Consider the following 26,990-nt stretch of genomic DNA (forward strand, 5'->3'; position numbering starts at 1 on the left):
GAAGGAAAACGTATGAGACAACTCATCGCCAGAAGGCTGCTGCAAGTTATACCGATGCTATTTTTTGTGTCCATCGTCTGCTTCGGCTTGATCAAGCTGGCTCCAGGTGATCCGGTTCTCTCTTTTGTTACACCGAATATGCATCTGGAAGATATTGAACGCATGAGACATAGCTTGGGGCTGGACCAGCCTGCTTATGTACAGTACATATTATGGCTTAAAAAAAGCCTGACAGGTGATCTCGGTTACTCGCTAATTAATCATCAGCCTGTACTGGATCAGATTCTCGACCGTCTCCCGGCGACAGCGGGGTTAATGGGTGCCTCCATCATACTCGCTGTATTGATTGCAATTCCACTTGGTTTGATGGCTGCAGCCAATCGGAATCGCTGGATCGACAAGCTCATTAATCTAATTTCGTACATCGGCATTTCTGTTCCACTGTTCTGGCTCGGTATTTTGCTTATTTATCTGTTTGCGATTTATTTGCATTGGCTTCCAAGTACAGGAATGCGTACGATCGGAACGGACTCAGTGCTGGATGTGATCAAGCATGGCATTTTGCCATGTTTTGTGCTGGCCTTTGGCTTTCTGTCTGTCTATGTGAGGTACATCCGTTCCAGCACGATTACGCAGCTTAAGGAAGAGTATGTGCAGATCCAGTACGCGTTTGGGTCTGGACAACGATTGGTTTTGTTTCGACATGTGCTCAAGCATGTGCTGCTGCCCATCATTACGCTGCTTGGTATGTCGGTGGCCGACTTAGTGGCGGGGGCCATTGTGACGGAGACGGTATTTTCCTGGCCGGGCATTGGCTCGCTGGGCATGACGGCTGTAAAAGGAATGGATTATCCCGTCATTATGGGGATTACTTTATTTTCCGCTCTGCTGCTGATCCTGGGTAATCTGCTTGCAGATATCTTGTACAGCATGGCGGACCCGAGAATTAAATCAACGAGGTGAAAACATGAATCGGAGCAAATGGCGCAACATCGGGATCGAGCTGATGACGAGCAAAATGGGCGCCGTCGCCCTCATACTATTGATCGTATTCTCGCTGGGAGCGATTTTCGCATTTTTATCGCCACAGGACCCGAATAAGCTGAACGTACTGGAGCGCCTCCAGCCACCAGGAGGCGCACACTGGTTCGGAACAGATGATTACGGTCGGGATTATTTCACAAGAGCACTGTATGGCGGCCGTGTATCATTGCTGGTGGGCTTTGCGTCCATGATGATTGCGACCAGTATTGGTGTAGTGGTAGGCATTGTGAGCGGCTATTTTGGCGGGTGGATTGACAACCTGCTTATGCGGATTTTGGAGCTGATCATGTCGATTCCGTCTTTTCTGGTTATATTGCTGCTTAGTGTATTTTTGAAGCCGGGTGTTGGCAATATCATTGTCATTATTGCCCTGCTTATGTGGATGAATATTGCCCGGGTGGTTCGGGCAGAGACGATGACGCTGCGCGAACGGGAGTATGTGCTGTACGCCAAAGCTTCGGGACAAAGTACGTTGGGCATTATTTTAAAGCACATCGTACCCAACCTGATTCCGGTGATTATCGTAGGGGCGACGAACAATATCGCTTCAGCCATTATGATGGAATCGTCACTAAGCTTTCTCGGCTTTGGTGTCCAGCTGCCGAACGCTACGTGGGGCAGTATGCTGAATAATGCCCAAGGTTATATTGCACAAGCGCCGTATATGGCATTGTTTCCGGGACTGCTTATTTTGCTGACCGTGTTGAGCTTTAATGTACTGGGGGATGTACTGCGTGTAGGCTTTGAACCCAAATTAGTAAAACGATGATTCACCGCACAGATCCATTACCAATGGCTCCAAGGCGACAGAAAGGGGCGAAAACACAATGACAGAACATCTGCTATCCGTCGAACAGCTGGAGGTTTCATTCTTCACCCGTGAGGGGGAGAATCAGGCTGTTCGAGGGGTTAGCTTTCATATTGATGCCGGGGAAACGGTAGGAATTGTAGGAGAATCCGGGAGTGGCAAAAGCGTTACAGCGAAAGCGATCATGTCGATGATTGCCCCGCCCGGCAAGCGGCTGAACGGCGATATCCGTTACCGTGGTGAAAGTCTGACTGCGCTGACGGAAAAGCAATGGCGTAAAATACGCGGTAACCAAATTACAATGGTGTTTCAGGACCCGATGACTTCACTGAATCCGGTCAAAAAAGTAGGCTATCACCTGATCGAGGTGATTCGCAGGCACCGAGGACTGAGCAAGGAAGCGGCTACGCAAGCAGCGGTAGAATTGTTACGGCAAGTAGGCATTACCGAGCCGGAGCGCCGGATGAATCAATACCCGCATCAATTCAGCGGAGGGATGCGCCAGCGGGTGATGATCGCGATGGCGCTCTCGTGCAGCCCGGAGCTGCTGATTGCAGATGAGCCGACTACAGCGCTGGACGTGACGATTCAGGCGCAAATTCTGGAGCTGCTCAAGACGCTTAAGCAGCAATCCGATATGGCAATTGCCCTGATCACTCATGATCTGGGCGTTGTGGCCCAGGTATGCAGCCGTGTCATCGTGATGTATGGCGGCATGGTGATGGAAGAGGGGCGCGTGGACGATATCTTCTATCATCCGGGCCACCCGTATACGCAGGGGCTGCTGCGCTCTGTACCCCAGCGTACGAACGGCTTCCGTGAGCGGCTGGTGCCGATTGAGGGCACGCCCCCGGATCTGCTGAACCCGCCGTCAGGCTGTCCGTTCATGGAACGGTGCCCGCATGCGTTTGCTCGCTGTGAGGAGCGGCCGCCGATGGTAGAGCTGCGTCCTGACCAGCGAGCAGCCTGCTGGCTAAACGAGCCGGACGCTGTGCCTGCCGGAGTCTGCGAGACGCCCGAAGCGGGTCACGCGGAAGGAGGGAATGAAGGTGAATGAAGCGTTGAGAGAGGCCAACCATGTGGCGGGTGAGGGTCAGCCCTTGGTGGAGGTTCACCAGCTTAAGAAGCATTTTGTGACCGCAAAAGATTTGTTAGGGCGTAGCTCCGAGGTGCTCAAGGCGGTTGACGGCGTAAGCTTCCAAATCAAGCGCGGCGAGACGTTCGGACTGGTCGGCGAGTCCGGTAGTGGCAAATCAACGATTGGACGCTGTCTGACACGGTTATACGATTATACGGAAGGTACGGTACGCTTTGACGGTCAGGATATTTCCAAGCTGAACGACAAACAGCTCAAGCCGCTGCGTCGGCGTATTCAGAGCATTTTTCAGGACCCGTATTCCTCGCTTAATCCGGGGATGAACGTGCTTGATCTGATTGGTGAGCCGATGGATATTCACAGGCTGCATCAGGGCAGTGAGCGCAAGGATGCTGTAGTGGCTTTACTGGAGAAGGTAGGGCTGAAGCGGGAGCACCTGTACCGCTATTCGCACGAATTTAGCGGCGGACAACGTCAGCGGATTTCCATCGCTCGTGCCTTATCTGTGAATCCCGAGTTCATCGTCTGTGACGAACCGATCTCGGCGCTGGATGTGTCCATCCAGGCGCAAGTCATTAACACGCTGGAAGATCTCCAGCAGGAATTCGGGCTGACGTACCTGTTCATCGCTCACGACTTATCGATGGTGCGGCATATTTCGGACCGAATCGGCGTGATGTATCACGGACAGTTGGTGGAAGTGGCCGACGCAGATGAACTGTATGAGCAGCCCGCTCACCCTTACACGCAGGCGTTGCTCTCCTCCATCCCTGTGCCTGATCCGCGAGCCGCCGGAGAGCGACAGAATAGCTGGGCGCAACCCGACGGTTCGCGGGTATGGGACAAGGACAGCAACGCTGCCGCCGAGCTGAAGGAAATTAGCCCCGGTCATTATGTGGCGTACCCGGTTGGCCGTTAGGTTAAAATCGATTGTACGGTGTACATAACCTAGAGGAGGTAAAAAACGATGACTGAATCGACGAAAAGAGTACGCATTTCCCAGTGGGACGCGCTCATGCTGGAATCTTTGCGTTCATTAGGCTGGTCCCATGAGGAACTCATCCGTCAGGTGCAGCAAAATGAGCTGCCAACAGATGGACAGTTTGATTATACCGAACTGGCCACCGGACTGGCGTCCAAAGAGCCAGAGGTGTTTGTCAGCGCCGTAACAGACGGGTATCAGATCAAATACAATACGATCCGGGGCATTCGTACGTGGATTGCCGTGGCGCTCGGACGTGAGCCTGAGCTGTCTCTGGAGGAAGGAAGCGAAGCTGTCATATCCGAACTGACGCACGCTGAGTATGACCGACTACAGCAGGTGCTGTCGTTAGGCTGGGTCATTCAGGAGGTACGGCCCGCGAGTGGCGATGCCGCAGGATTGTACCTAATTGTACCTGTTGCACAGACGAATTAAATCGTGCAGATGGAGTCATACACTTTATCAGGAATTGAAACGAGCTGACCGAAGAGGCCAGCTCGTTTTTTCATGCGATTCTTTTTCAACATTTTCATACTTGAGAGGATACGGTTTACGACTTGGCACCCCGTTCACAACCATTCTATCCTTTCCCACACGGATATCATTGGTTGAAATGATTATTAGAAAGGTTACATTTTTCACCATATATGACCGATAAGAGTATAATGGCATTTATATTTTATGGGAAATGAGGAAAGGAGATATTTTAAATCGGATGAGTGAACAAGAAATACATAGGAGTGAATGTGAAGGTGGAGGTGGGACGATCGTCGCTGAACCGAACGCAGCTCCACCGCGCCCACAAAGAATTATTTTGACCTTGGTTGCAGGCTTGGTTTTATTGATCTTTAGTTTCTCCCTGTCGCTAACCACAGGTATATTCCCTATCAGCTATGCAGAATTATGGGAAGTGTTGTTTTCCTCCAATCCTGATCCTATATTGAAGGAAGTTGTATACCAAACTCGTCTGCCGTTTGCCTTGGATATGTTATTGCTTGGAGGATGTTTGGCCTTTTCAGGAACTCTCTTACAATTACGAACAGCTAATCGGTTTGCATCACCCACCTTAACCGGACTTATGCCTGGGGCAATGGTGGGGCTATGTATTGTCCTTTTACTTGGAATGAATATAGATTCCTTTGGTAGTATGGCCCTTTGTATTGCAGGGGCGGTGTTTGGGGGATTCATTGTATTTACATTGAATAAAATGCATTTCATTCGTGGACGGTCTGAGGGGGTCCATTTATTTATGATTGGTTTCATTATTGATGTTGCCCTTCGTTCAATCTCTGGGTTTATTGTGCTACTTGGAGAAAATCAGCAAGAGTGGGCAATTTCTGTGGGAGGCTGGGGAATAAGGGAAGGATCGTTCACGTTTTGGCTTGCCTTGGTTACACTTCTCGTTGCAGGATCTGTCTTCGCATTCCCCAAGCAGCTTAGACCCCTGTACATTCCCTTTGCAATTGTGTTGACCGCTGCTACAGTGTGGGCATGTGGCACTATCGGATATATAGGGCTTATTGTCCCGAATTTCATGCGTTTCATGATAGGAAACCGTTCGCGGCTTCTCATGTTGGGCTCCATCCTTTGGGGGGGAGGCCTATTGATGCTGGTCAAGGTCATTTCCGCTAGAATCAACGAGCCGGTTGGGATTCCCTTAACCCCGGTGCTGGCCTGTATCGGCATTCCCTTCTTGATCTTTATGGTGTGGAGAGAATGGAAAAGGAGCTCTCTGCTTGAGAAGTACTAGATATCAAATGATGTAATATTTACCACACGGCTGGGCTGTTATCATACTGCTCTACCAACTCATCATACTCTCTTTTTTATGCTATATTTTATACGTAAATAAATTAATCAGAGGGTTGAGGTGCAGCATGACATCAATGACTATTGTCGAATCATCCGTCAAACCAGGATTAACAGCTTTTCAGGCAAGTGCTGAAGATCAGGCTGAAGTTCACGAATTAATTTTAAAGACGGCTAGATGGCTGCACAGCAAGGGTTCCACGCAATGGGGCAAATTACTAAGAGGAGAAGATGACCACAATCTGGGCGGCGCTATTGCACGCGGAGAAGTGGTTATTTTCCGAGCGTCAGAGGATCATCGCTTGGCGGGTGCAGTGATCTTGCAGCAGCAGCCCAGTGCTTGGGATAGTAGGCTGTGGGGGTTAGAGGAGACAGATTCCGAGGAAGGAACTTCCGTATATCTGCATCGTTTGGTTGTAGATCGAGATAATAGTGGGAAGGGACTGGGTCGTGAGCTTATGCAGTGGATTGAGCAAGGCATCCGTTTTGCAGGCAAGGATCGAATCCGTCTAGACTGTATTGCGGGCAATGACAAGCTTAGCGGGTTTTACAAACAATGCGGCTATACTTATATGGGCGAAACGAATGGCTATAACACTTTTGAAAAGATGCTAATCAATTCATAGAAAACGGAATTATAGCTGTAGGAATACAAAAGAAGGAGGCAGGTAATCTGCATTCTTCTTTTTTTGTTGCACCCAAAAGAAAAAAAATTATTTAAAAATGAAAATGGGGATATCGCAATTCCCCCTTCTACATATGATGATAGGGAAAGTTTTGTAAGCGCTTCAATATAAATGGGTATACAACCATGCGAAGCTACAGGAGGCGGTTAAGATGGACAATTACATGAGCTGGATAAAAGTTGGATTTTTCCTCAGCGTTCTGTTATTACTTGCAGCGGCATGCAGCACTTCTCCCAAAATAGAAAACACAGATGGGCAAAAAGTACGGCTTACGATGCAGGCTTGGGGGAATCCGGCGGAGGTGAAGGTGTATCAGCGGGCCCTGGATGCATTTGAAAAGGAAAATCCGAATATCGAGGTTAAGCTGGTACCTGTACCGGGAGACCAATATGAGCAAAAGCTGTTGACACAGCTACAGGGAAGCCGCGGGCCGGATGTCTTTTATTCCTATGAATCGACGATGGCACGTTTGATCGGAGCAAAACAGGTGCAGCCTTTGGGCGAATTTCTAAAAAGTGAGGCAAGTGACGTGAAGGCTGAGGATTTCCCGGAAGGATTATGGGGCCCGGCCAAGCGTGATGGGGAAATCTATGGGGTTACTCCTGACTCCAACCCGATGGTTATGTACTACAACAAAAAGGTATTTAAGGAAGCAGGCGTGAAGACACCGCAGGAATACTATGACGAGGGCAAGTGGAACTGGGACGCCTTTGAGGAGGTTACCTCCAAGCTGAAGGCGGCTGGAAAGCAGGGCTATATTGCGGAAAACTGGTGGGCACACTGGTATTCATGGGTGTGGTCGAATGGTGGCCGGATTTTTGATGAACAAGGCAAATATGTGCTGGACCACAATGAAAAGGGCAAGGAAGCCTTCGCTTTCATGCACGATATGGTGAAAAAGGGAAACGCGGTATACCTCGGTTCGCTTCCGAAAGGGCAGGGGGCAGATGCGATGTTCATGTCCAATCAGGTCGGCATGCTGGCGGCGGGAAGATGGCTGGAGCCTTTGTTTAGCCAAAACAAAAGCCTCGACTTTGATTATATCTATTGGCCCTCCAACACTGGCAAAAATGAACCTGTTGCCATTCCGGTTGCATATGTAGCTGTCAACAAAAATAGCCCGCATGTGCAAGAAGCGATGAAGCTGGCAGCCTTCTATGTCTCTGTGAAAGGGCAGGAGGCACGGCTGGTCGAAGGTGGAAATGCCATGGGTACACTTGCCGCCGCAGATGAGAGCATTATGAAAAAGGCAAAAATTGAGCATTCAAGCTATTTGACCGAGGGACGTGATAAAGGTCACGCTTATGGTTCTGCATTGGCTTATGACGCACAGGTGCCGGGGTTGAACTCGGATATCACGGAAACCATTGACTTGATGTTCTTGGGCAAGCAGGATGCTGCGACAACCATTGAAAAGTTGAATCAGATCATATCCAAGGCGATCAAGTAAACACGGGATGGACCGTGGCCGGGGAGGAAGGTGACAAGATGCACAAAAAGCATCAAGCGCTGTGGGGCTATCTATTCATTGGCCCCCAGTTTCTTGGTTTGTTATGTTTTTCGCTGCTGCCCTTGCTATATGCATTTTACTTAAGCTTTGTCAATTGGGATGGTTTTGGCGTACCTTTGTTTGTCGGCTTGGACAATTTTAAAGGTCAATTATCTGATCCTGATTTTTGGAAGGCACTCATCAATACGATGTATTATATGGTGCTGGTCATCCCGGTGGGGATTGTGCTGGCTCTGCTCGTAGCCATCGTGCTCAATAAAGTGAAGGGCCGGGAAATCTATCGTTTATTTTTTTTCATGCCTGTTGTAACCAGTTCGGTATCGGTTGGGGTCATCTGGATGTGGATACTGAACGGTGAATTCGGTATTTTCAACCACCTGCTGCGAGCGATTGGGATTGCAGGCCCGATGTGGCTGACCGATACGCATTGGGTGATCCCGTCGATTGCTCTACTTAGCATATGGCTGGGATTGGGGTACAATATGGTTATTTTTTTGGCAGGGCTTCAGGGCATCTCCAAAACCTATTACGAGGCAGCCGAGATTGACGGGGCGAGCAAGTTCCAACAGTTAAGGTATATTACATTGCCGCTATTGTCGCCAACGACCTTTTTTGTGACCATCATGATGGTCATCAGCTCTTTTCAGGTGTTCGATCAGGCGTTCGTCATGACGAACGGCGGACCGGCCAAAGCCAGCTATACGCTTGTGTATCACATTTACGATCAGGCGTTCATTGATTTCACGATGGGAGAAAGTGCGGCAGCGGCGATGATTTTATTCGTAATCATTCTCATATTTACACTGCTGCAATTCAAAATGCAAAAGAGGTGGGTGCACTATGGAGATTAGTTGCAGAGGCAGGGTGTTCCTGCGCCATGTGCTGCTCGCTGTCGGCTCTTTAATCATGTTTTTTCCATTTCTATGGACCATCCTCAGTTCGCTAAAGGATATCTCTCAAATTTTTGTCGTTCCGCCGCAATGGATTCCCGATCCGTTCGTATGGAGTAACTATCCAGCTTCGCTGGAGGCGATGCCTTTTGTGCAGGCGTACATGAACAGCTTTTACATTACGTTTATCATTGTGACAGCAACGTTGATTAGCGCGTCTATGGCGGCGTATGCTTTTGCTAAAATCCGTTTTCCGGGTTCGGATATATTGTTTATATTGTTCCTCGCTACGATGATGGTGCCTAAGCAGGTGACAATGATTCCGTTATACCTGGTGATGGATCGTATTGGTTGGCTGGATACGCATTGGTCGCTAATCGTGCCTGGGGCCTTGTTTAATGCATTCGCGGTATTTTTGCTCCGTCAATTCGTCATGGGTATTCCGCGCGATCTGGAGGAAGCAGCAGTCATGGACGGGGCGGGATACATTCGCATTTACTGGAGTGTCATTCTGCCACTCATTCGTCCAGCTTTGGCGGCGATTGGAATTTTCACCTTTTTGGGTGCCTGGAACAGCTTTCTTGATCCGCTGATCTATCTCAATACACCAGAGAAATTTACGGTTCCGCTTCTGCTCAACAATTTCAAAGGACTATATACCGCCGATTGGTCACTGATGATGGCAGGTACCACCATCTCTGTCGTCCCGGTGCTCATCGTTTACATCATCGCTCAAAAGCAAATTATTGAAGGCATTACCTTAACAGGCATCAAGGGGTAGGGGCGTTTTCCCTACTCCTTTTTGTGTGCCTTTCGGTACTGTAACGGAGTATGTCCGGTGAAATGCTTGAATACACGCCCAAAGTGAGCGATGCTGTCAAAGCCCGTTTTTTCAGCAATGGTGGTCACTTTCCAGTCTGTTTCCTTCAAATATGTCCGAGCCTGCTGGACCCGCACATCCTGAAGATACTCGACCAGAGTAAAGCCAGTGGTCTGCTTGAAAATGCGGCACAGATACGTGCTGCTAATATAAAAATGTCCTGCCAGTTGCTCCAACGACAGCTTCTCGGCATAGTGGTCATGCAGGTACTCAATCACCGAGTACACACGTTGCTGCTGCTCGCTACGTTCCGGTGCTATGGCGTCAGGAGCCGTTGATTGTATACGGCGGATTCGGATCAGCAGCTGGATCAATAGGCTTTGAAGATACATATGACGGTAGGCATGCTCTTGATGGTATTCATCCAGCATTTGCTGGAACAAATGCTCCAGCTCGCGTTGTTCCTGCGCGGAGGGGCGAAGCAAAAAGCTTTTTTCAGGCAAAAGCAGGTGGCTCTGATCGCCGGATGGAGTGACAGGCGTGGACGAGGCTACAAACGCCTCATCAAAGTTGATCAAAATTCGCTCATGGCTGTCGCTCCCCTTGTTACTCGTACGGTGAAAATCATGTTTGCTGATCCAGATTAGATCGCCCTTTTGTAACGCGTATACACGCTGATTAATGTAGTAGTAGCGCTCTCCTGCCAGCAGATAATAGATTTCATGCGCTTGATGGACATGGTCGGCAGACATGCTAAACGGCACCGTCCGAAGCGCTTGCTCGATGGCAAAAAAGGGTGTAGCAATCATAGCAGCGTTCTCCTTTATGAAGGCGTTCATGAGGATAATATATGCATACTTTTTGGATGAATTCACAATAAAGGTGAAGATTTCGCTCTTTCTTATACTATAAAATGTAAGTAATTCATGTAAAGGGTGTGAACCAATTGGCTAAAATCAAATATGCACTTGTAGGCACTGGTGGAAGAGCTGAATTTTTTTACGGTGAAGTTGTTACCGTTTTCAAAGATACATCGGAGCTGGTTGCGTTCTGTGACGTCAATCAGACGAGAATGGATTATGCCAATCGGCTGTTGCAGGAGAAATACGAGCACCAACCGATTCCGACTTATAAAGCTCACGAATTTGAACGGATGATCGCGGAGACGAGGCCGGATATCGTCATCGTCACTACCATTGACCGGGTGCATCATCGGTATATTATCCGGGCGATGGAACTGGGCTGTGATGTCATTTCCGAGAAGCCGATGACGGTCGACGAGGACAAATGCCAGGATATTCTGGATGCCATAGATCGCACGGGACGGAAGCTGCGCGTCACCTTTAACTATCGTTACGCCCCGCATAATACGAAAATTCGTGAAGTTATCATGAACGGGACGCTGGGTGACATCTTGTCAGTCAATTTTGAATGGCTGCTGAATACCCAGCATGGCGCGGATTATTTCCGCCGCTGGCACCGGGACAAGCGCAATAGCGGCGGTCTGCTGGTGCACAAATCGACGCATCATTTTGATCTGATGAACTTCTGGCTTGGCTCGAAGCCGGAGACGGTGTATGCAATGGGGGATTTAAGATTTTACGGCCGGGAGAATGCGGAGCAGCGAGGCGTGACGGAGTTCTATCAACGGGCTTACGGCAGCAAGGCTGCGGAAAATGACCCTTTTGCCTTACACCTGGATCGTAACGAGCATCTAAAAAGCATGTATTTGGATGCGGAGCATGAGGATGGGTATATACGCGATCAAAGCGTTTTTGGCGACAATATCAGCATCGAGGATACACTGAGTGTCATGGTGAAGTACCAGAATAAAACGGTAATGAACTACTCACTGAACGCTTATATGCCTTGGGAGGGCTTTATCATCGTATTTAACGGCACCAAGGGAAGGATGGAAGTTCGGGTATCCGAGCAATCCTATGTTAACTCCGGTGGCAGCAAGGCAGAGGAGGGAGCGTTAAAGGAGAAAACCATCACGATTTATCCTCACTTTGCAGCGCCTTACGAGGTTGAAGTAGAGGAAGGCGTGGGGGGACATGGCGGAGGAGATCCGGTCATGCTGCGGGATATTTTCAATAAGCCGGCAGAGGATCGGTTTCATCGTGCGGCTTCCCATATTGACGGCGCATGGTCCATTTTAACAGGCATCGCCGCCAACCGCTCTATGCGCACAGGCCAGCCAGTGAAGGTAGAGCAACTGGTGCGATTATAACGGTTGTAGGTAGGCAGTAGCTTTAATAACAGGAAGCCCCATCTCTAACCAGAGGGACGAGGGGGCTTCTTGTTTGTATTTAAAGATAGTAAGAACCTTATATCTTAGGATACTATATTTTATTATTTATCGGCCTTCAGCTCACGGGTTCCCAGTTGTTGTACAGGACGATGGTTATCGGGAAAAATGGCAGCAAACTGATTAATTTGGTCTGCCGACATTTCAATAGGCTGCTCTAACACCGTCCAATTCACATGCTCTGTGCATGGCGGGGTAGTCAGCGACCCGTTGTAGCGAACGGAGTGCAGGTCTTTTGGCAGCAGGGTGGCAAGATTTATTTCTCCCTCCAAGTTTGCTTCTTGAGAGGTATCCTTTGGAAGTTTGGACCAAATGCGGCTGAAAGCTTGATTTTCTTTGCCCTTTTGAATAAGGACGCCTAAGACAGCTGTGCTTCCGCTATCGCTTTGATGAACAAAATGAAGCTCCATTTCAGCATTTTTGCCATCTATTTGGTGTTCGCTTGGATGATGAAAATGAAACTGCTTTAGTGTGAATTTAGTGCCGTCTACGACAATATCGTTGCTGGGACTAGTGGCATTGACTTGGATGGTATGTCCATTATTCAATATGGATAATTTGGTGGTAGAATAATGAACTTGCAGCGGTTGCTGCGTATGCGAATCTTTCAGATGGGAATGCTCTATGTTGATGGGAGACTGTTCCTGACCATTACCACAAGCGACAAAATCCTTTTCCAGCTCCCCCCAATGCTCGGGTCCTTCATCTCCTTCGTAAGACCAGTGCGCGCTTTTCTGGACAACTGCATGAGCATTATTAGCGGATGACGAGGTTGCGCTAGGAACACTAGAAGTAGCGGATGGTGTACATCCTGTTACTGACAACCCCAAGATGATGGAAAATATGCTGAATAAGCAACCTCTCCAGTGTTTTTTCATGTTTCTATATCCTTCTTCCAAATAGAGTATGTGAAACTTTTTACATTGTAAATTACTGTACAAAGTTCCTGCAAGGGTACAAAGACTTAGGAAAAAGCTAGAAATGGTTGCTTATGATTACCGGGGTGTAGAGAAAGTAATGGAGAAGTGAAATATTTGTTTGTCCTCTTTGGGGGAAGTAACTATAATAGTGGGGTGTTCATTACAAAATAATTCCATATCTACTCAAAGGAGAGATCTACATGAAAGCAGCCATTGTTACAAAAGACAAGAAAGTTAGTGTAGAAGAGAAACCTTTGCGCTCCCTGAAACATGGAGAAGCGTTAGTCCAAGTTGAATATTGTGGGGTTTGCCACACAGATTTACACGTGAAAAATGCAGATTTCGGTGATGTTACAGGCAGAGTACTGGGACATGAAGGTATTGGTAAAGTCATTGAATTAGGTGAAGGAGTAACCAGTCTTAAAATTGGCGATCGCGTAAGCATTGCCTGGATGTTCGAAAGCTGCGGTCACTGCGAATATTGTTTAACTGGACGGGAAACTTTGTGTCGTGAAGTTAAAAATGCCGGATATACGGTAGACGGTGCAATGGCAGAACAATGTATTGTCACAGCTGACTATGCGGTCAAAGTACCAGACAATCTTGATCCTGCCGCTGCAAGCAGCGTAACTTGCGCAGGGGTTACAACATATAAAGCTGTTAAAGTAAGTGATATCAGACCAGGTCAATGGATCGGTATCTTCGGTATTGGCGGCTTGGGTAACCTGGCTGTACAATACGCCAAAAATGTATTTAATGCTAAAGTTGTAGCCTTTGATATCAGTGATGAAAAACTCGAACTGGCCAAGAAAATTGGTGCTGACTATATTGTTAACAGCATGAAGGAAGATCCAGTCGCCCGAGCTAAGGAATTAACGAACGGTGCTGGTCTGGATGCAACCGTAGTTACTGCTGTTGCCAAAACGCCTTTCAATCAAGCCATTGACGTTGTGAAAGCTGGCGCACGTGTCGTAGCTGTAGGTCTTCCAACCGATAAGATGGATCTGGACATTCCGCGTCTGGTTCTGGACGGCATTCAAGTAATCGGCTCCTTGGTTGGTACTCGTGAAGACCTTAAAGAAGCGTTCCAGTTCGCTGCCGAAGGTAAAGTTGTTCCTCTTGTGCAAAAGCGTCCACTTGAAGACATCAATGAAATCTTCGAAGAGATGGAGCATGGCAAAATCCAAGGACGTATGGTCATCGATTTCACTAAATAAAATGATGTCCCATTCGTGACTTTGGGAAGTCCAAGAGAGAAAGCGCCTGCTGATCCACTGCAGACGCTTTCTTTGCATTACAGCTTATTCAGAATATTATCCTCCAAAACCGCCGATTTATCCCCGTATTCTTTAATGATATGTCTTTCTCCCCAGGCACACAGAGAATCCAGAATGCCTTTCAGACTACATCCATATTCACTAAGCTCGTACTCTACTTTAGGTGGAACCTGGTTATAGCTAATCCGATTGACAATGCCGTCCTCTTCTAATTCACGCAGCTGCTGAGTCAGCATTTTTTGTGTTATAGAAGGCATCATTCGCTTTAATTCACTTGTCCGCATTTTTCCGTGGGTCAAGTGACACAGAATCACACATTTCCATTTTCCCCCGATCACCTCTAATGTTGCTTCAACAGAGATATTGTATTTTTTCTTTCCCACTGCCGATCCCTCCGTGTATGTCGCCTCTAGGGTACTTTTTGGTACCTATATCACTAAAAAGTACGTACTGTTCATAATGAATTGAATACCTCATAATAACATCTGCTGGTCCAAGATTACTATAGATAGGAGTGAAAAACATGTCGCCAGAATCCAAACGAAGTATCTGGCCTTTACTGGCTTTAGCCGTAAGCGCCTTTGCTATTGGGACAACTGAGTTCATCAGCGTAGGACTGCTTCCCCTGATCGCTGAAGACTTGCACATATCCGTAACGATGTCCGCACTAACTGTAACGCTGTATGCATTAGGGGTTACTATCGGGGCGCCTGTGTTGACCTCATTAACATCGAGCGTTCCTCGTAAAACGCTGCTGCTGTGGATCATGATTGTGTTTATAGCAGGCAACAGCCTTGCCGCAGTCTCTAGCGGAATTACCCTGCTGCTGATTGCACGTATCATCTCGGCGTTCTCCCATGGAGTGTTCATGTCCATCGGGTCCACCATCGCAGCCGACCTTGTTCCCGATGATCGGCGGGCGAGTGCAATTTCGATTATGTTCTCCGGCTTGACCGTAGCCACCGTCACAGGAGTGCCGTTGGGCACCTACGTTGGGCAGCAATGGGGTTGGCGGGTTGCATTTATGGCGATTGTGGTCGTCGGTGTTGTGGCACTCATCGCTAACCTGATCCTGCTGCCCTCTACGCTGCGAAAGGGAAATAAGACCCCATGGGGTGAGCAGGTCAAACTGATTAGGAATGGTCGCTTGCTACTTGCATTTATCATTACTGCCTTGGGATACGGAGGCACGTTCGTCGTGTTTACTTATTTATCTCCATTACTTCACGACATAACCGGTTTTGGGCAAAATACAGTAACGTTCATTCTCCTGTTGTATGGAATAGCCATTGCTATCGGGAATGTTATCGGTGGAAAAGCTGCAAATCGCAGGCCGCTTTCAGCTTTATTTTATATGTTTCTGGTTCAAGCTGTGATCCTGTTCCTGCTGTGGTTTACCGTACCATTCAAAACGGCAGGGCTAATGACAATTTTCTTTATGGGCTTGCTTGCGTTTATGAATGTGCCGGGTCTACAGGTATATGTAGTTATGCTAGCCGAACGTTTTGCACCCAAAGCGGTCGATGTCGCCTCGGCTGTTAATATTGCGGCCTTCAACGCAGGGATCGCAATCGGAGCATATGTGGGAGGCATTGTGACGGATTCACTAGGTCTTATGCATACAACTTGGGTCGGTGGGGTAATGGTTTTGGTGGCGGTTCTACTGACAGCCTGGAGTCGTATGCTTGAAAAAAGGGATACAACCGCCTTGGTAGGCTAAAACTTTTAAAAAAACAGAGAGGAAGATACAAAATGACACAAAACCTACAGAGCACTACAACATTGCACAACGGAGTCCACATGCCTTGGTTTGGCATCGGGGTATTTAAAGTAGAAGAAGGCTCAGAGCTGGTCAATGCTGTAAAGGCTGCTGTAAAGCATGGCTACCGTAGTATAGATACAGCGGCAATCTATGCAAATGAAAACAGCGTGGGACAAGCTATTCAGGAGGCCCTGTCGGAGAATAATCTGTCCAGAGAAGACCTGTTCGTCACGTCCAAAGTGTGGAATGCAGATTTAGGCTATGAAGAGACCCGAGCGGCTTATGAAGCAAGCCTGAACAAACTGGGACTGGACTATCTCGATCTTTACCTGATTCATTGGCCGGTTCAAGGGAAGTACAAAGAAGCCTGGAGAGCCTTGGAGTCCTTGTACAAAGAAGGACGGATTAAGGCCATCGGAGTCAGCAACTTCCAAATTCATCATTTGGAAGACCTCATGAAGGATGCAGAAATCAAGCCAATGGTCAATCAGGTGGAATTTCACCCGCAATTAACCCAAAGCGAGCTGCTACAATTTTGTCAAAAGAACAACATCCAGATGGAAGCCTGGTCCCCGCTTATGCAAGGCCAGCTGCTGGATCATCCGGTACTGCAAGAGATCGCACACAAGCACGGAAAAACGGTAGCTCAAGTGATTTTACGCTGGGATATACAGCAGGGAGTCGTGACGATTCCCAAGTCCACCAAGGCGCATCGAATCGTCGAAAATGCTGATATTTTTGACTTTGAATTGACGCGTGAGGATATGGATCGAATTCAGGCGTTAAATGCCAATCTTCGGGTAGGTCCAGATCCGGATAACTTCGATTTTTAAATTCCAGTTCTTTATGAAACGCCGTTTCCTTCTTCACTGAAGGGGCGGCTTTTTGTGTATGAGGAATCTGGGGCTACAGCAATCCAATCCCGCCATATGGTATTATAGAATAATATGAAATGAGAAGTTTTGGACGCTTGTGAAAATGAAAATCTCCGGGGGACCTCATGAATAAGACGATTGCAGATATAGCCCAAATGGCTGGTGTATCCAAGAGCACGGTATCCCGTTTTTTGAACGGCGGGTCTGTCAGCCTGGATACGAAGCGTAAAATTGAAAAGGTGGTCAAAGCCACGGGGTATGTGCCCAATACCTTTGCCCAGAGTCTAAAGGCAAAACGAACCAACATTATCGGAACCGTTGTGCCACGGCTGGATTCTTTTGCAACATCCCATACGTTAATGGGGATTGATGAGGAGCTGCGTTCCCAGCATTACCAGATGCTGATCTCGAATACGAGTCAGGATGTAAAACGTGAAATCGAAGCGATCTATGAATTCGCACGGCAAAAAATTTCAGGCATCATCCTGCTGGCTGCTCAAATTACAGACGACCATCTGACCGCGATTCGAGACATCAGTATTCCGGTATTGCTGGTAGGTCAACAGCATGAGCAGATCCATAGCCTTATCCATGATGATTATCGTGCCGGATACGATATCGGTGCATATGTCCTGTCGCAGGGCCACCGTGAAATTGCCTATGTCGGGGTTACTGAAAGAGATGTTGCTGTCGGTGTGCAGCGCAAAGAGGGTTTTAGGCAGGCTGTACGCGATGCATTGCCTGCTGCATGTTATACGGACGAGGAAATGCGAGCCGCCGGGTATGATATACGGTACTATGAAACCGGGTTTAAAATGTCCGATGCACGGATTGCCGCATCCACCATCTTGGACCAATTCAAGCCATCGTTAATGGTGTGTGCTACAGATAATATCGCGCTTGGGGTAATCAACGCGGCTTATTCCAAAGGAATTACCATCCCGTCAGACTTGTCGGTAACTGGCTTTGGAGGATACGATATCACGGAGGTCATTCACCCTGCGCTAACAACTGTTCAATATCCGTATATGGAGGCTGGACGTGTAGCAGCACAAAATATTGTACGGCTGGTAGAACATAAAACGGTAGAGCCAGTGACGGTCATGGATTATTCCCTTATTGAAAGAGAAAGCGTTGACAAACGCTGAACAGGTGGATTATAATTTCTTCGAAACCGGTTCCATTGCACTCTTGTACAATTGGAATCGGTTGCAAATCCATGGATGAGTATTTTTTTTAATCATATGGGAACCGGTTCCGGTCCAATATTTTCTTTGTCTTGGAACCGGTTCCTTAAATCAAAGTTTTTAAAAAATGAGGTACACCTATGAAAATGACAAGAGAACAAAAGTATCGACTAATTGAGCAGGCAGAGCCCGGTGAAATAGCGAGCTTGCAGAAACAGGTGGAGCAATGTCCGTGGCGACAGTCGTTTCATATCCAGCCACCGACAGGTTTGCTTAATGATCCGAATGGATTTTCATATTATCAAGGTGAATACCATTTATTTTATCAGTGGTTCCCGCTCGGAACAGATCACGGGATGAAATATTGGTATCATTTGAAATCCAAAGATTTGGCCACATGGATTAGTGCAGGCATTGGTATCACACCTGGAGACCATTTCGACTCGCATGGGGCATATTCCGGCAGTGCGCTGGAGCATGAGGGCAAGTTATACATGATGTATACAGGAAATACACGAGACGAAAACTGGATCAGACATCCTTATCAATGCATGGCTGTCATGGATGAGAGCGGTCATATTACCAAGTGGGAGCATCCTGTTATAGACCATGTGCCAGAAGGCTATACAGACCATTTTCGTGATCCCAAGCTATGGAAGGACGGCGATAGTTTCTATTGTGTGATTGGTGCCCAGCGAACGAACTCAACGGGCTGCGTTGTCCTTTACCGTTCAACCGATCTTCATACTTGGCAGTTCGAAGGGGAACTGAGAACAGGGTTGGAATCGTTCGGATATATGTGGGAATGTCCAGATTATTTTGAACTGAACGGAGCGGGTGTCTTGGTCTTTTCTCCACAGGGCTTGGAGCCTTCCGGGGATGAAAACCACAATATTTATCAATCAGGCTACGTCATCGGGAAACTGCTGGATGCAGAGACAAGAACACTGGAGCACGGCGCATTCCATGAACTTGACCGGGGCTTTGACTTCTATGCACCGCAGACGATGATTGACCCGCAGGGACGGCGGATTATGGTGGCTTGGATGGGGCTGCCGGATATCGAATATCCGACAGATCCAAATGGATGGGCCCATTGTCTGACGTTACCGAGAGAACTTACGCTTCATGAGGGAAAACTCTTGCAACGGCCAATTCCGGAACTAACCACATTGCGTAGAAATAGAGAGGATCGGGTAGCTGATACGTTGTCCTCAGAAAGCAAAACCTATGAAGGATTTAAAGGTACAGCGTATGAGCTGATCTGTGAAGTAGATCTTTTGGATGCGAATGCATTTGGTATCGAATTCCGTGCGAGTGAGACTCAGAAAACGGTGATAAAGTATAACGCCGTCAGCCGTAAACTTGTATTGGACCGTTCGCAATCGGGCGAGTCTGTAGCCAATGAATATGGTGAAGTACGGCAGTGTGCATGGGATAAAGATCATCTCAAACTTCATTTGTTTGTAGATACATCTTCGGTGGAGATTTTCGTAAATGATGGGGAAGAAGTGTTCACCAGTCGTATATTTCCGCACCCAGAGAGTGACGAAATACGCTTTTTTGCCGACAAGGGAGAGGCTCTCTTCCAAGCGGTAAAATGGGATTTTACATGAGCGGCTAATTCAACAAGTGGATCGTTAATCAGCAAACATAACGGAAATGAACGAGAGGATGAACATCATGGCGGAAAACAGAGAAATAGCTAAAGAAGTGATCGAAGCGATCGGTGGAAAAGAAAATATCGCCTCCTTTGCTCACTGTGCGACACGCTTGCGGATTATGGTGCATGACAAAGAAAAGATTGATCAGTCTAAAGTAGAGGAGATCGACAAGGTCAAAGGTGCTTTCTTCAATTCAGGTCAATATCAGATTATTTTTGGTACAGGTACGGTAAACCGGATTTTTGAAGAGGTTGAGAAGCTCGGTGTGACAGGTACCTCTAAAGAAGAGGTCAAGAGTCAGGCGAAAAAGGAGGGCAACGTCTTCCAGCGCTCGATCCGTACCTTTGGCGATGTATTTGTACCGATTATTCCTGTGCTGGTCGCTACGGGGCTGTTCATGGGGCTGCGCGGTTTGCTCACTCAGCCGCAAATTCTTGCTCTGCTCGGCATGACGCCGCAGGATATTTCACCTAACTTTTTATTATATACACAAGTTTTAACGGATACGGCTTTTGCTTTTCTACCGGCACTAGTTGCATGGTCAGCCTTTAGAGTATTCGGCGGCAGTCCGGTACTAGGTATCGTTCTCGGTCTGATGCTGGTAAACCCGGCCCTACCCAACGCATATAGTGTTGCGGACGGCTCGGCCCACCCGTTGACGATGTTCGGTTTCATTCCTGTCGTCGGTTATCAAGGCTCGGTATTGCCAGCCTTCTTCGTCGGCTTGATCGGAGCCAAGCTGGAACGGGCGCTGCGCAAACGGGTGCCTGAAGCGCTGGACCTGATTCTTACACCATTTTTAACACTGTTGATTATGATCACCTTAGGACTGTTTGCTATCGGTCCAGTGTTCCATTCACTTGAAGAATGGGTGCTGCATGGAACAACATTTGTACTGGATTTGCCTTTCGGTATTGCAGGGATTATCATCGGCTTTTTGCATCAGATTATCGTCGTTACAGGTGTGCATCATATTTTTAACTTTCTGGAGATCCAACTGCTTGAAAAGAACGGCGTAAATGCCTTCAATGCTATTATTACCTGCGCTATGGCTGCCCAGGGTGCTGCTTGTCTGGCAGTTGGTCTGAAAACGAAGGACAGCAAGCTGAAAGCGTTGGCCCTTCCTTCTTCGTTCTCCGCTTTCCTGGGGATTACAGAGCCAGCTATCTTCGGGGTCAACCTGAGATATATGAAGCCTTTTGTCATGGGTCTCATCGGCGGGGCGGTTGGTGGTTTTATTGCTTCAGTCTTGCATTTGGCGGCTACAGGGATGGCAGTTACAGTGATTCCAGGTACGTTGCTTTACATGAACCATCAGCTTCCGTTTTATATTTTGGCGAACTTGGCTGCGATGGCTGTATCTTTTGTCTTGACTTGGATGTTTGGGTTTAACGATAAAATGCTGGAGAAAGTCAAAACAGCAGGTTCCTCCAATTAATATCATCCCGTCAGCACAAATACACGCAGATTCATGCGCGTAGTATAAATATAATGGTCGCTTCTACATGAACTCCATGTGGGGCGACCATTTTTTCTAACTACGGAGTTTAGCTTCAGGCTATCAGATCAGACAATGGAGGAACGCTCATGTAGAAACTCCGACGGGGAACAGCCTGTTAAGCGTTTGAAGATTCGATGAAAATAAGACACATCACTATATCCCACGTACTCTGAAATCTCACGAACCGTTAGCCGAGACTCCGTTAACATGTAGATGGCGGTTTTAATACGTTGCGTATGTACATGCTCGCTGATCGTTTGGCCTGTAACCTCCCGCAGCAGTGTCGCGGCATAATTGGGGGTTTTGCGGATGGCATCGCCAAGCTCTTCTTTGGTTACCTTTTCCCTGTAGTGATTCTGAATGTACTGTTTCATATGTTCTACATGCCGTTCTTTATCGCAAGGAGCGGTACCTTTGTCCCATTCCTGGTTCATATAAATCATGGCTTCGGTCAATAGACAGTCAGCCATCAGGGCGTAGTAGCTTGGGTGTTCTGTCCATTGATAATACATCGATTTGATCCGTTCATGCAGCATATCGTAACATCCTGGTTTGATCCATAACGGCTGGTCTGTATTCAGTATGGGGAGTGTGCTGTTCGTACATGTTTTGCGGCAATGTATCACATACTTGGTATGGAAAAGCGTAGGAATGCTCTTGCCATAGTAATTCAGATGACGGGGTAAAAGCAGGGCTTCACCCTTGCCCAGAATGATCTTGCTATCGTTCACCCAATATACACATTTGCCAAAGGTGACCAAAATGAACAGCAAGTCATCGTTGTCGGTATTTGCACCAGCCTTTTCATACCAGTCTACGCCATTGTCCTGCCGTATACTCGTCAATGTAATCACGAAACTCACTCTCCAATGTCTTCAACATTCATCATACTGTAGTACATCCATCATACTATAGTTCATAGTCTTGGTGAACGGGTACAGGTAGAATAGAACTATATAAGTTTAATGTAGATAGAGAAGCAAAGTGGAGAAGAAGCCATACAGTAAAGACATTCAGGAGGATGACATTACTATGCTTAAAACGAAAATTATTTGTACTATGGGACCTGCCTGCGATTCCGTTGAATTGTTAAAAGAAATGATCCAGGCTGGTATGACGGTAGCCCGCCTAAACATGGCTCACGGGGAGCTAGAGGATCACGTTAAACGTATTGAAAATGTGAGGCAGGCTGCGAAGGAAATGAATACCTGTATCCCTGTCATGATGGATATTAAAGGACCGGAAATACGGATTGGCAAGCTGAAAGAGGCATCTGTGCTGCTGAAGCCAGGCAGCCAGCTCATTCTGACCACGGAAGAGATTTTAGGGGACGAGCATCGTATTTCGGTGAATTATCCGGATATGCCGAAGGACATCAAACCAGGTGATCGTATTCTCATTGATGACGGTCTGGTTGACCTGACTGTAACCTCCGTCGAAGGAACGGAAATGATTTGTAATATCGTAAGTGGCGGTATTTTGAAACCAAGAAAAGGTGTGAACCTGCCAGGGATTCATACGACTCTTCCAGGCGTAACGGAGCGTGATGTGAAGCACATCCAATTTGGGGTGGAGCAGCGCATTGAGCTGATTGCGGCTTCTTTTGTGCGTAAAGGCGACGACATCCGCGAAATCCGTGAAATTTTGAAGGGACACCAGGCTGAGCATGTACAGATTTATTCCAAAATTGAAAATGCTGAAGGTATGGAAAACCTGGATGACATCATCGAAGCTTCAGACGGTATTATGGTAGCCCGTGGCGACCTGGGCGTAGAAGTGCCGATTCAAGACGTGCCGGTGATGCAAAAAGAAATGATCGACAAATGTAATCTGGTCGGCAAGCCCGTTATCGTCGCTACTCACATGCTCGAATCCATGCAAGTGAACCCGCGTCCGACGAGAGCCGAAGTCAGTGACGTGTTCAATGCTGTTATGCAAGGAGCTGACGTCGTGATGCTGTCCGGCGAATCTGCTGCAGGCAAATATCCTGTTGAATCCGTACGGACCATGGCTGCAGTAGCTGCCAGAGCGGAATCGCAATTGGATTATCAGGAGCAGTTCGATAAGCGCAGAGCACGCCAAAGCACCAACATTACCGAAGTTATTAGTCAGGGTGCGGTGAGCTCGTCTCTGGAGCTGGATGCCAAAGCGATTATTACCTCGACGGCCAGTGGATTCACGGCACGGATGGTGTCCAAATATCGTCCGAAGGCACCGATCATTGCGGTTACCCCGAATAATACGGTGTTCGCTAAAATTTGTCTGTTGTCCGGTGTAATTCCGATCAAAGGGGATAAAGTAGCAACAACGGATGAAATGTTTGAATCTTCTATCCGCAACGCCCTCAATGCAGGCTATATCCATAAAGGCGATACTGTGGTCCTGTCGGCAGGTGTTCCTGTCGCTGAGGCAGGCACCACTAACCTGATCCGGGTATATCAAGTGTAAGCCAAATCAATACAGAAAAGGCGCTGATCCTCTATGGATTCAGCGCCTTTTTCACATTCAGTCGTGCCTTAGGATTATAGTCCGAATACACTTTTGGCTACGACCTGAGTCAATTCTGCCTTATGGGCTTGGTATTGCTCAGGTGTAATGCTGTTATTGGCCAGTCGTTGATCCAACTGCTCCGTTAACTGAGCTACCTGCAAATCAACGATAGCCTGAGCATCCTGATTATGAGCTTGTGCAATATCAGCCAAGGTTTGACCGTTATATAACGCGTCATATAGTTGCTCATCCGAGGATATACCCAGTGTTCGTAACAGATCATCATCATCCTTGGAAGCTTCATTGTCCTGTACCTGAAGGGCTCTCTCTGGAGCCAGTGCAGCAGCATTAGCCCGACTTCCCCAAGTGGAAGACTGCCCAATAGATAATGCCAGCAACAGTGTACAGATGACCAACATTCGTTTTCGATTCATAGTTGTAAGTCTCCTTTGTGTTTCATTAAAATTCTGACAAGGTGGAGCGGTATATGGATATCCAACGGGAGTAATGTTTACGCCTTTAGCCCATCCGGCTTATGTAGTAACCAGATTCTTAATTACATCATACACGCCCAATCTTAGCGCCAGCTTAATACTCGTTTAAAATAAACTAAAAGAGAGGATTATAAACAGGTTACGCCAAAAATAATTCACAGATGACAAAAAGACGATGGGATTTAGCTTTGGGATTCTGTTTTTTTCTTTGACCAAATGGTTCGTATCTTATGAATACAGATTAGCAATAAGGGAAAGAACAAGCCGATGGATAGAGAATAGGGAATCCATGTCTTTGTATCATAGGTTTGTTGGTAAGGGACATTAGGATACACGATGATGGACATGATGACTAATAACATCCCAAGAGGAAGCACCAGTTGCCGATCGCTTTTCAAACAAAAGATTTGGGCTATTGCTGTCACTGTAGTGTGCATATACAGTGTGATTCTAAAAAAAAGTGAAATAAACCACATCGTAGCCATGATGGCTTCGATACGCTGTAGAAAGTTGCCAATGCTAATTTTTTTGGCTAATGCATAGCTAGGATATATATTTCTTGCCGTTAAGTCAGGACCAAATACCAAAATTGCCAATGCAACCACTACGACCAATATCAACCCGCCAAGGAGGCTTCCTATAAAAAAAGCTTTACGGGTTTGATTGGAGCGATTTATAGAAGACGGGAAGATCATGAGCATGACAATATGAGGTATAAATACTGTGCTAACAAAGGACAGGGCAGCAGGCCAGATCGGTCCTACTCCTGCCTCCAATACAGGTTGGACATTTTCCAGCTTAATGTTGGATACTACTAAACCCACAAAAGAAATATACAGCAGAGTGAATAAAGGAAACATCAGTTCGGCTGAACGAGCCAGGACTTCGAGACCCAATCGAGTAGCGAATACTATAATAAGCGCAAAAAGAATATTCACCGCTAGAATTGGCGTTTCTGGTATCATTTGAGTAGTCATAAAATTCCCTAAATAAAATAACACCGGTACCGGGGCATTAATGAATAGCGTGGTGAAAAACAGAATACCTGCGGCTTTGCCTAACCATTTTCCGAGTAGGGTTTCCATCATCTCAACCAGGGTCATCTCTGGATAAAGTGCCGCAAGCTTGCTGTACAAATACAAGATAAGAAGCCCTGCCCCGACCCCGACGAGCGCGGCAATCCAAGCATCTTGTTTGGCTACAAGTGCCATGCCTGAAGGGACGATGAGGATTGCACTTCCGATCGTAAATAAAGCAGTCATTATCATGATTTGCCGTGCTGATATTTTGATTTGTGCGGGCACTTGTTTGTCACCTCCTCTTATTTTATTAAGCCCATATGAATCAGGAAATTGCTGAATGGTCTATATATGGCTGCTATCCAATCCAAGGGGGTAGGAATAAGCCAGTGTAATATCTTGACACAACTCATTCCGACAGCGAACAAGAGAAGGGTAAAAAATAACCAAAGCTCCTTTTTATATCCCTTCTTCCACATGTCGGGGACCTCAATCAAGCTAATTACAGCAGCGACGAGGAATATGCTGATGATTTTTACAATTTGAGATAGCATTTTGGAAAACACCTTCTTTTGTGGGGTGAAAAGCGATAAGAAGCCAGGCCCCCGGGCATCTGACTAGGAACTTACTCTTTCATATCATTCATAAAGGAGCTACCGATGGTGCCCAAGCGCCGAATTTTGAAAACGACCTTGATCGTTACGGGTAATTCTGTGAAATGTTGCTCATCCCAGTTTTTTTTCAGTGTGTTCCAAGTCTTTGGGGCAGCGCGGTGAATGGCTTCACCGAATCCGAATATATCCGTTTTGTACGATTTTTGAGCTTTTCTCACGGCTGACTTCATGATATTTTCTATTTTTTCTTCTTCCTGCTTTTCGATGTCATAAATCGTTCCTACCTTGGTCAGATCCAGATCAGGACATTCGACCTCCCCCACGTTGGCCTCAACCAGCATTTTAATATGGATCTGAGGCTCTCCCCTATAAGCGCTTCCTTTTACAGTGGTTTGGGTGCGAATGATTTCTGAGACGATTTTGCCGCCTCTGGGGCAAGCGACGTAGCCGACAGAGCTGTGCACTTTGCCAAGGATGAAATTATACCCCCTACTTTCAGTTTCATCTAACCATCCGATTAGTCGATCTTTTTTAAATACGGCAAGTCCTGAATACTGTAAACGACTGAACGGGGCAATTTTTTTCACATTGCTGCTGGTTTCTCCCATTTCTTTATCGCCAATAATCCGGAGTCCAGTCAACACAGGCTGTTTGCCTTCACTGGTGACAGCTTCAATCAATTCATCCAGGGTTACCGTCGTACTGGGTGACCAGTTTTTTTGTGAGGTTTCCAGGGAGGAGAACAGATCAATGGCAGGAATCGGATTTAAAGGTGTCATAATTTTCAATGTATCCTCTGCACTAGTGCCCTTGGACACGACAATATAAAAATCAGTGCGGAACTGATGGTACCTGGAGAGTAAATCTAAAGATTTTGCCATGCCTTCTTCAGCTAACGACTCCCCGATCACACATATGCGCAGGTGCGAAAAATACATTCTCCGGGGGCTAATGGTTGTTATTTTTCGAATCGCTTCAAATATGGTATCCGCTTCCTCTGTATACAAGGTGGCTGGAGCTCCACCGCTGGTTCCCTTTTTGGAGGATGCATTTCCAGGGTCAACCACTTGGATAGAAACCCGGAATTGATCCCCTTGTTTATCAATTCCCATACCCACGGCGATGGCAAGCTCATTCAACTCCCTGCGATTCCAGCAGCCTGTCAAAAGCAAAACGAGTGTAAGAATCAAGAACAGAAACGCCCCTTTCCGTTTCATGATGATCCACTCCT

25 protein-coding genes are annotated in these 26,990 nt (G+C 47.2%); 18 read left to right on the forward strand and 7 right to left on the reverse strand.

The annotated features are described in order from the left end of the window. Nucleotides 1-12 precede the first annotated feature (12 nt). From ACQQ6X_RS23645 to ACQQ6X_RS23690, 10 genes are all read left to right on the forward strand, one after another. Nucleotides 13-963 carry an ABC transporter permease gene (locus ACQQ6X_RS23645; RefSeq protein WP_305167303.1) on the forward strand — a complete coding sequence of 317 codons (951 nt, stop codon included), beginning with the start codon at nucleotides 13-15 and terminating at the stop codon, nucleotides 961-963. Between the two features lie 4 nt (nucleotides 964-967). Then, nucleotides 968-1,813: an ABC transporter permease gene (locus ACQQ6X_RS23650; RefSeq protein WP_305167304.1), complete on the forward strand. Its 846-nt coding sequence runs from the start codon at nucleotides 968-970 to the stop codon at nucleotides 1,811-1,813. Between the two features lie 58 nt (nucleotides 1,814-1,871). Beyond that, nucleotides 1,872-2,909: an ABC transporter ATP-binding protein gene (locus ACQQ6X_RS23655; protein ID WP_305167305.1), complete on the forward strand. Its 1,038-nt coding sequence runs from the start codon at nucleotides 1,872-1,874 to the stop codon at nucleotides 2,907-2,909. Beyond that, nucleotides 2,896-3,867, forward strand: a complete 972-nt coding sequence (locus ACQQ6X_RS23660) for an ABC transporter ATP-binding protein (RefSeq protein WP_305167306.1) — start codon at nucleotides 2,896-2,898, stop codon at nucleotides 3,865-3,867. The genes ACQQ6X_RS23655 and ACQQ6X_RS23660 overlap by 14 nt, the downstream gene beginning before the upstream one ends. Nucleotides 3,868-3,915: 48 nt before the next feature. After that, a complete protein-coding gene (locus ACQQ6X_RS23665; protein ID WP_305167307.1) occupies nucleotides 3,916-4,365 on the forward strand; it encodes a hypothetical protein in 450 nt (149 codons plus the stop codon). A gap of 280 nt (nucleotides 4,366-4,645) precedes the next feature. Then, nucleotides 4,646-5,680 carry an iron ABC transporter permease gene (locus tag ACQQ6X_RS23670; RefSeq protein ID WP_305167308.1) on the forward strand — a complete coding sequence of 345 codons (1,035 nt, stop codon included), beginning with the start codon at nucleotides 4,646-4,648 and terminating at the stop codon, nucleotides 5,678-5,680. 127 nt (nucleotides 5,681-5,807) lie between these two features. Continuing rightward, a complete protein-coding gene (locus ACQQ6X_RS23675; RefSeq protein WP_305167309.1) occupies nucleotides 5,808-6,365 on the forward strand; it encodes a GNAT family N-acetyltransferase in 558 nt (185 codons plus the stop codon). A 211-nt stretch (nucleotides 6,366-6,576) separates the two neighbouring features. Continuing rightward, nucleotides 6,577-7,875, forward strand: a complete 1,299-nt coding sequence (locus ACQQ6X_RS23680) for an ABC transporter substrate-binding protein (protein ID WP_305167310.1) — start codon at nucleotides 6,577-6,579, stop codon at nucleotides 7,873-7,875. A gap of 38 nt (nucleotides 7,876-7,913) precedes the next feature. Next, nucleotides 7,914-8,786, forward strand: a complete 873-nt coding sequence (locus tag ACQQ6X_RS23685) for a carbohydrate ABC transporter permease (RefSeq protein WP_149035074.1) — start codon at nucleotides 7,914-7,916, stop codon at nucleotides 8,784-8,786. After that, a complete protein-coding gene (locus ACQQ6X_RS23690; RefSeq protein WP_305167311.1) occupies nucleotides 8,776-9,606 on the forward strand; it encodes a carbohydrate ABC transporter permease in 831 nt (276 codons plus the stop codon). Before ACQQ6X_RS23685 ends, ACQQ6X_RS23690 begins: the two co-directional genes overlap by 11 nt. Nucleotides 9,607-9,617: 11 nt before the next feature. Here ACQQ6X_RS23690 and ACQQ6X_RS23695 read toward each other — a convergent pair whose 3' ends face one another. Next, the gene (locus tag ACQQ6X_RS23695; RefSeq protein ID WP_305167312.1) at nucleotides 9,618-10,454 is read right to left on the reverse strand and encodes a helix-turn-helix transcriptional regulator; all 837 of its coding nucleotides are present in this window, start codon (nucleotides 10,452-10,454) and stop codon (nucleotides 9,618-9,620) included. A 137-nt stretch (nucleotides 10,455-10,591) separates the two neighbouring features. Between ACQQ6X_RS23695 and ACQQ6X_RS23700 the strand changes: the two genes are divergently transcribed. Beyond that, nucleotides 10,592-11,878 (forward strand): Gfo/Idh/MocA family protein, encoded by a 1,287-nt coding sequence (locus ACQQ6X_RS23700; RefSeq protein ID WP_305167313.1) that lies wholly within the window; start codon nucleotides 10,592-10,594, stop codon nucleotides 11,876-11,878. A 122-nt stretch (nucleotides 11,879-12,000) separates the two neighbouring features. Here the strand turns inward: ACQQ6X_RS23700 and ACQQ6X_RS23705 are convergent, their stop codons facing one another. Then, the gene (locus ACQQ6X_RS23705; protein WP_305167314.1) at nucleotides 12,001-12,834 is read right to left on the reverse strand and encodes a carbonic anhydrase; all 834 of its coding nucleotides are present in this window, start codon (nucleotides 12,832-12,834) and stop codon (nucleotides 12,001-12,003) included. A gap of 242 nt (nucleotides 12,835-13,076) precedes the next feature. Between ACQQ6X_RS23705 and adhP the strand changes: the two genes are divergently transcribed. Then, nucleotides 13,077-14,093, forward strand: coding sequence for an alcohol dehydrogenase AdhP (gene adhP / locus ACQQ6X_RS23710; RefSeq protein ID WP_016820203.1), 1,017 nt, complete (start codon nucleotides 13,077-13,079; stop codon nucleotides 14,091-14,093). Nucleotides 14,094-14,170: 77 nt separating this feature from the next. Here the strand turns inward: adhP and ACQQ6X_RS23715 are convergent, their stop codons facing one another. Beyond that, nucleotides 14,171-14,536 carry a winged helix-turn-helix transcriptional regulator gene (locus tag ACQQ6X_RS23715; protein ID WP_013308345.1) on the reverse strand — a complete coding sequence of 122 codons (366 nt, stop codon included), beginning with the start codon at nucleotides 14,534-14,536 and terminating at the stop codon, nucleotides 14,171-14,173. Between the two features lie 140 nt (nucleotides 14,537-14,676). On the opposite strand from ACQQ6X_RS23715, the gene ACQQ6X_RS23720 reads away from it, so the two are divergent. From ACQQ6X_RS23720 to ACQQ6X_RS23740, 5 genes are all read left to right on the forward strand, one after another. Then, nucleotides 14,677-15,873: an MFS transporter gene (locus tag ACQQ6X_RS23720; protein ID WP_305167316.1), complete on the forward strand. Its 1,197-nt coding sequence runs from the start codon at nucleotides 14,677-14,679 to the stop codon at nucleotides 15,871-15,873. Between the two features lie 32 nt (nucleotides 15,874-15,905). Continuing rightward, nucleotides 15,906-16,748 (forward strand): aldo/keto reductase, encoded by an 843-nt coding sequence (locus ACQQ6X_RS23725; protein WP_305167318.1) that lies wholly within the window; start codon nucleotides 15,906-15,908, stop codon nucleotides 16,746-16,748. Between the two features lie 167 nt (nucleotides 16,749-16,915). Continuing rightward, complete coding sequence (locus ACQQ6X_RS23730) at nucleotides 16,916-17,938, forward strand: LacI family DNA-binding transcriptional regulator (RefSeq protein WP_305167319.1); 1,023 nt, start codon at nucleotides 16,916-16,918, stop codon at nucleotides 17,936-17,938. Nucleotides 17,939-18,117: 179 nt separating this feature from the next. Next, on the forward strand, nucleotides 18,118-19,593 hold the full coding sequence (locus ACQQ6X_RS23735) for a glycoside hydrolase family 32 protein (RefSeq protein ID WP_305167320.1): 1,476 nt from the start codon (nucleotides 18,118-18,120) through the stop codon (nucleotides 19,591-19,593). 67 nt (nucleotides 19,594-19,660) lie between these two features. After that, a complete protein-coding gene (locus ACQQ6X_RS23740; protein WP_082825185.1) occupies nucleotides 19,661-21,079 on the forward strand; it encodes a sucrose-specific PTS transporter subunit IIBC in 1,419 nt (472 codons plus the stop codon). A gap of 128 nt (nucleotides 21,080-21,207) precedes the next feature. Here ACQQ6X_RS23740 and ACQQ6X_RS23745 read toward each other — a convergent pair whose 3' ends face one another. Continuing rightward, the gene (locus tag ACQQ6X_RS23745; RefSeq protein WP_305167321.1) at nucleotides 21,208-21,996 is read right to left on the reverse strand and encodes a helix-turn-helix domain-containing protein; all 789 of its coding nucleotides are present in this window, start codon (nucleotides 21,994-21,996) and stop codon (nucleotides 21,208-21,210) included. Between the two features lie 178 nt (nucleotides 21,997-22,174). On the opposite strand from ACQQ6X_RS23745, the gene pyk reads away from it, so the two are divergent. Beyond that, nucleotides 22,175-23,590, forward strand: a complete 1,416-nt coding sequence (gene pyk, locus ACQQ6X_RS23750; protein WP_305167322.1) for a pyruvate kinase — start codon at nucleotides 22,175-22,177, stop codon at nucleotides 23,588-23,590. A gap of 74 nt (nucleotides 23,591-23,664) precedes the next feature. Here pyk and ACQQ6X_RS23755 read toward each other — a convergent pair whose 3' ends face one another. The 3 genes from ACQQ6X_RS23755 to ACQQ6X_RS23765 all read right to left on the reverse strand — a co-directional run bounded on the left by ACQQ6X_RS23755 (nucleotide 23,665) and on the right by ACQQ6X_RS23765 (nucleotide 26,976). Next, nucleotides 23,665-24,066 carry a hypothetical protein gene (locus ACQQ6X_RS23755; protein WP_305167323.1) on the reverse strand — a complete coding sequence of 134 codons (402 nt, stop codon included), beginning with the start codon at nucleotides 24,064-24,066 and terminating at the stop codon, nucleotides 23,665-23,667. 242 nt (nucleotides 24,067-24,308) lie between these two features. After that, nucleotides 24,309-25,430, reverse strand: a complete 1,122-nt coding sequence (locus ACQQ6X_RS23760; RefSeq protein ID WP_305167324.1) for a GerAB/ArcD/ProY family transporter — start codon at nucleotides 25,428-25,430, stop codon at nucleotides 24,309-24,311. Nucleotides 25,431-25,770: 340 nt separating this feature from the next. Continuing rightward, a complete protein-coding gene (locus ACQQ6X_RS23765; protein ID WP_305167325.1) occupies nucleotides 25,771-26,976 on the reverse strand; it encodes a Ger(x)C family spore germination protein in 1,206 nt (401 codons plus the stop codon). Nucleotides 26,977-26,990 lie beyond the last annotated feature (14 nt).

The organism is Paenibacillus ottowii (assembly GCF_050516475.1).
Classification (GTDB): domain Bacteria; phylum Bacillota; class Bacilli; order Paenibacillales; family Paenibacillaceae; genus Paenibacillus; species Paenibacillus ottowii.

Coding starts and splice junctions, on each gene's coding strand:
- ACQQ6X_RS23645 (WP_305167303.1), top strand. CDS start 13: ATGAGACAACTCATCGCCAGAAGGCTGCTGCAAGTTATACCGATGCTA.
- ACQQ6X_RS23650 (WP_305167304.1), top strand. CDS start 968: ATGAATCGGAGCAAATGGCGCAACATCGGGATCGAGCTGATGACGAGC.
- ACQQ6X_RS23655 (WP_305167305.1), top strand. CDS start 1,872: ATGACAGAACATCTGCTATCCGTCGAACAGCTGGAGGTTTCATTCTTC.
- ACQQ6X_RS23660 (WP_305167306.1), top strand. CDS start 2,896: ATGAAGGTGAATGAAGCGTTGAGAGAGGCCAACCATGTGGCGGGTGAG.
- ACQQ6X_RS23665 (WP_305167307.1), top strand. CDS start 3,916: ATGACTGAATCGACGAAAAGAGTACGCATTTCCCAGTGGGACGCGCTC.
- ACQQ6X_RS23670 (WP_305167308.1), top strand. CDS start 4,646: ATGAGTGAACAAGAAATACATAGGAGTGAATGTGAAGGTGGAGGTGGG.
- ACQQ6X_RS23675 (WP_305167309.1), top strand. CDS start 5,808: ATGACATCAATGACTATTGTCGAATCATCCGTCAAACCAGGATTAACA.
- ACQQ6X_RS23680 (WP_305167310.1), top strand. CDS start 6,577: ATGGACAATTACATGAGCTGGATAAAAGTTGGATTTTTCCTCAGCGTT.
- ACQQ6X_RS23685 (WP_149035074.1), top strand. CDS start 7,914: ATGCACAAAAAGCATCAAGCGCTGTGGGGCTATCTATTCATTGGCCCC.
- ACQQ6X_RS23690 (WP_305167311.1), top strand. CDS start 8,776: ATGGAGATTAGTTGCAGAGGCAGGGTGTTCCTGCGCCATGTGCTGCTC.
- ACQQ6X_RS23695 (WP_305167312.1), bottom strand. CDS start 10,454: ATGATTGCTACACCCTTTTTTGCCATCGAGCAAGCGCTTCGGACGGTG.
- ACQQ6X_RS23705 (WP_305167314.1), bottom strand. CDS start 12,834: ATGAAAAAACACTGGAGAGGTTGCTTATTCAGCATATTTTCCATCATC.
- adhP (WP_016820203.1), top strand. CDS start 13,077: ATGAAAGCAGCCATTGTTACAAAAGACAAGAAAGTTAGTGTAGAAGAG.
- ACQQ6X_RS23720 (WP_305167316.1), top strand. CDS start 14,677: ATGTCGCCAGAATCCAAACGAAGTATCTGGCCTTTACTGGCTTTAGCC.
- ACQQ6X_RS23725 (WP_305167318.1), top strand. CDS start 15,906: ATGACACAAAACCTACAGAGCACTACAACATTGCACAACGGAGTCCAC.
- ACQQ6X_RS23730 (WP_305167319.1), top strand. CDS start 16,916: ATGAATAAGACGATTGCAGATATAGCCCAAATGGCTGGTGTATCCAAG.
- ACQQ6X_RS23735 (WP_305167320.1), top strand. CDS start 18,118: ATGAAAATGACAAGAGAACAAAAGTATCGACTAATTGAGCAGGCAGAG.
- ACQQ6X_RS23740 (WP_082825185.1), top strand. CDS start 19,661: ATGGCGGAAAACAGAGAAATAGCTAAAGAAGTGATCGAAGCGATCGGT.
- pyk (WP_305167322.1), top strand. CDS start 22,175: ATGCTTAAAACGAAAATTATTTGTACTATGGGACCTGCCTGCGATTCC.
- ACQQ6X_RS23755 (WP_305167323.1), bottom strand. CDS start 24,066: ATGAATCGAAAACGAATGTTGGTCATCTGTACACTGTTGCTGGCATTA.
- ACQQ6X_RS23765 (WP_305167325.1), bottom strand. CDS start 26,976: ATGAAACGGAAAGGGGCGTTTCTGTTCTTGATTCTTACACTCGTTTTG.